The sequence below is a fragment of the Sulfurimonas sp. genome (assembly GCF_026991475.1).
In the GTDB taxonomy this organism is placed as follows: domain Bacteria; phylum Campylobacterota; class Campylobacteria; order Campylobacterales; family Sulfurimonadaceae; genus Sulfurimonas.
This window is the reverse complement of sequence record NZ_JALXBK010000100.1, coordinates 1-3806: the sequence shown is the minus strand read 5'-3', so window position 1 is coordinate 3806 and position 3806 is coordinate 1. Positions and strand designations below refer to the sequence as shown.

4 protein-coding genes and 1 pseudogene are annotated in these 3806 nt (G+C 35.4%); 1 reads left to right on the top strand and 4 read right to left on the bottom strand.

Going from position 1 to position 3806, the window contains the following annotated elements; genetic code table 11:
- From MV589_RS08595 to MV589_RS08585, 3 genes and pseudogenes are all read right to left on the bottom strand, one after another.
- A pseudogene (locus tag MV589_RS08595) lies at positions 1–863 on the bottom strand (nitric oxide reductase activation protein NorD); the annotation flags it as partial.
- A gap of 2 nt (positions 864–865) precedes the next feature.
- Positions 866–2248, bottom strand: a complete 1383-nt coding sequence (locus tag MV589_RS08590) for a cbb3-type cytochrome c oxidase subunit I (protein ID WP_297433907.1) — start codon at positions 2246–2248, stop codon at positions 866–868.
- A gap of 9 nt (positions 2249–2257) precedes the next feature.
- Complete coding sequence (locus MV589_RS08585; RefSeq protein ID WP_297433905.1) at positions 2258–2704, bottom strand: c-type cytochrome; 447 nt, start codon at positions 2702–2704, stop codon at positions 2258–2260.
- Positions 2705–2839: 135 nt separating this feature from the next.
- Here MV589_RS08585 and MV589_RS08580 point away from each other — a divergent pair, with 135 nt between their 5' ends.
- The gene (locus MV589_RS08580; RefSeq protein WP_297433903.1) at positions 2840–3253 is read left to right on the top strand and encodes an RrF2 family transcriptional regulator; all 414 of its coding nucleotides are present in this window, start codon (positions 2840–2842) and stop codon (positions 3251–3253) included.
- A gap of 1 nt (position 3254) precedes the next feature.
- On the opposite strand, the gene MV589_RS08575 is transcribed toward MV589_RS08580, so the two are convergent.
- On the bottom strand, positions 3255–3806 hold a 552-nt coding region (locus MV589_RS08575), incomplete at its 5' end, for a sulfite exporter TauE/SafE family protein (protein ID WP_297433901.1).

The window sequence follows — 3806 nt, the reverse complement described above, 5'->3', positions numbered from 1 at the left end:
GTTATCTCATCCAAATCTGCGGCATTATAAAGAGCATCTTCATCAAAGCTGTCATTCTCTTGTCTGTCCACATTGACCTGTTCCATAAAGCTCATCAAAGACTCAGGCAAAAAGAGCAAAAGACCATCTGTCTCTTTCTCATCATCTATCTGATTTGCCTTTTTCTTCATCTTTAGCTCTTCGGTCTTATCCTCTTTGCCATCTTGTCGCCCCATCTCCTCTTCATCATTAAAGTCGAGCAGTTTGGCATTTGCAGCAATGGATGGGTATATCCAAAGTGGATTTGGGTAGCTTTTATCATCTAGTAACGCTTCAGCATCTAAAGAGTCAATATATGATAATTCAGGATAATTTTGTATTAGTAAATCTTTGGCTTTGTTATAAAAAATTTTAAAACCTGCATATTTTTCTGTAAGAAACGCAGCAGCTCTTCTGTTTTCACTAATGATGTCACTACTTTGTAAATTTACTTGAGTAAGCATTGCACATAACCAATAGTAGTGCATATCGTTTAGCTCTTTGTCATGAAAGTAAGCGAGTGTAGCAGGAAAATAGAGTGCTTTTTCATCTTGCCAAGCAAGAAAAAAGCTCTTCCCTTTTCCTGTAAATTTCTCTAAAATAGTTCTAGAAGTCTCTATAAATCGTTTATCTGTTATGTGCAACTCTTTTGCTTTATCACCTCCAAGGAGATGATAGAAGATTTTAAGAGATTTCTCTTTTGATTCAAAAGAGACTATAAAATCTTCATGTAACCGAGAAGCTTTTTTACGCAGATATGAATCTGCAAAGATACCAACTTTTTCATCTATATCTTCAAGGAGCACTTTGCTCCAAGAGAAAAGATGAGAGACTTTAGATGCCATCTTTAGGCTGCTACTTTGTCTTCTTTTACAAAGAAACTGTAAAAATAAACAAGAAGACCTACAAACGTCATTACACCAAAGAGTGAACGAACAATGTAAACTGCAGTCAATTTTGACTGAACAACCATAAACGGTAGAGCATGAGCAGAATCAGGAATTCTTTGCATATCTATCTGCATTACACCTGCAACTGTTAGTGCAATAGTCAATCCTATCATACCAATAACCATCAACCAAAACGCAACAAGCTCAACTTTTTGTGCTTTTTCACAGTTACCATGAGGACGACCACGTAAAATTGGCATCGCATAAGAGATCATAGTAAATACAATCATAACATACGCACCAAAGAATGAGAGGTGACCGTGTGCTGCTGTAAGTTGTGTACCATGAGTATAGTAATCAACTGGAGCGAGTGTATGCATAAATCCCCAAACACCTGCACCTAAGAAACCAACTACTGCTGTACCTTTTGCCCATGTAAGTGCTATTTTATTATCATCTTGAATACGACGATTTTTTATCATGCTGTACGCAAAAAGAATCATCAAGAAAAATGGTATTGGCTCTGCTGCTGAAGCGATTGAACCTATCCATAACCAGTATCCCGGTGCACCCATATAGAAGAAGTGATGTCCAGTTCCTGCAAGTCCTGCAATAAGTGTCATAGCAATGATAAGATATAACCATTTGTCAATATGTTCACGGTCAACACCTGTCAGTTTAATAAGTACAAACGCAAGTAATGCACCTAAAATAAGCTCCCAAGTAGCTTCAACCCAAAGGTGAACAACGAACCACCAGAAAAATTTATCCATAATCATATTGTCTGAGAAGTAAAACGCAAACAAGAAGAAAAATGCTAAACCAAAGAGACCAGTAAGTAAAATAATAGAAATCGTAGTCTTACGACCTTTAATAACCGTCATAGTCACATTTAAAAGGTATGAAAGAACAACAATAACAATACCAATCTTAGTAATTGTAGGCTGCTCTAGAAATTCTCGCCCCATCGTAGGCCACAGATCATTCATAGTGATTCTAGTTAGTTCAGCATATGGTACTAACAAATAACCTAAAATAGTAAGAACACCAGCAACAACAAATACCCAAAAGGTAATTTTTGCCAGAAGTGGACTCCACAACTCTCTCTCAGCCTCTTCAGGAATCAGGTAGTATGTACTTCCCATAAAACCAAAAAGCAAAAGAACAATAAGTAAGTTTACATGTACCATACGAAGTGCATTAAACGGAATAGCTGGGAATAAAAAGTCACCATAAATATACTGGATACTCATAGTTAAACCAAATAAAATCTCCCCGGCAAGTAAAATCAGTGCAAATATAAAATATGGCTTTGCGACCATTTGAGATGAATATTTCATATAAATTCCTTATCCTTGAATATTTGGTGGCCACTCTTGGTCATTGACCTTAGACATCCAAATTAAAAAGTCAGCAAGATTGTTGACCTGTTTTGTTGTTAAGTGAAACTGTGGCATTTTTCTTCTATTTGGAATATCAAGTGGCTGTGCTGCCATCCATCCCTGCATATAAGCTCTAAATGCTTTTTTATCTCCCCCACCTAAACGTTGAAAGGCATTTCCTAATTCAGGAGCATAGTATGCACCCTCCCCCAATAGCGTATGACAACCAACACAATCGTTGTCTTCCCATATCTTTTTTCCTGCAACTACTGATTTTGTAATTTTGCTTGCATGGCTTAATTTTGGTATTCTGTGGACCGTATCAAATGTCAATCCAGTAAAAACCAAAATAGCAAAAAGACCGCCGCCAAAGTAAATATTTCTGGCCATATCTTTGGTAATACGTTCAGTCATTTCTCTTCCTATTTTAAATTCTACCTATAAGTAGTAATTGGAATAGTAGCAGGAATTATTTTAATTCTACCTTTAAGTAGTAATTAAATATTTATTAATCTAATTGTAGTAAAATACATACAGAGGAATCATATAATGAAACTTAATAATACGTCTCAATATGCTATACGAATTTTGGCTTACATTGCAGATCATAAAGAAAAAACTCTTTTTAGCGCAACAGAACTTTCAAATGAATTGAGTATCCCTTATAAATTTTTAACTAAGATTATGACAGAACTTGTAAAGGCAGATTTTATAGAGTCTATTCGTGGACGAGAAGGTGGCTTCAGACTCAAAAAAGAAGCATCAATAATAAAAGTAGATGATATTTTAAATATTTTTAATGACTCTATAAAAGATGAGGAGTGCATCTTAGGCATAGGATTTTGCAACGGTGTGTGCAAATGTGCCCTCCATGACCAGTGGATGGAACCCAAACTGCTCATGCAAAAAATGTTTCGCGAATCAAGCCTGCAAGACATTGCAGGTAAAGGGTGTAAAATCTAACTTATTTATTTTGCTTGTTTATAGCATCAGGGTTAAATTCGCAACACTCTGATACTGTTTTTTGTGGATATTTTATATAATAATATCCATTTCTTATAGTATAAAAACCAAAAATAATTACAGCAACAGCAGCAAGACGAATCATAATATTTCTCAGTTTACCATTTTTATAAATTCCAACGAAAAAGCCAAGACTAAAAAGAGCAGGTACTGTACTTAATCCAAAAACAAACATTACAACTGCTCCATAAAGAGGACTTGCTGTACTTGCTGCAGTAATAGCAAAAAAGTAAACTAAACCGCAGGGAAGCAGACCATTTAGCATACCTAAAATAAAAAAGCTCCAGAGTGATTTTGTCTGTAACAACTGACGAAAAGTTTTTGTGTACCAAGAACTGCTTGCAAAAGAGTGTTCCACAAGTGTTAAAAATTTAATTTTTCCAGAGAGTGAAAGTCCTGCAAGTATCATAAAAGTACCTGCGATTATAAGTAACATTCCATTTGTAAAATTATTAAAAGTAGCTACCCCTCCTAAAAATCCAAACATAGCACC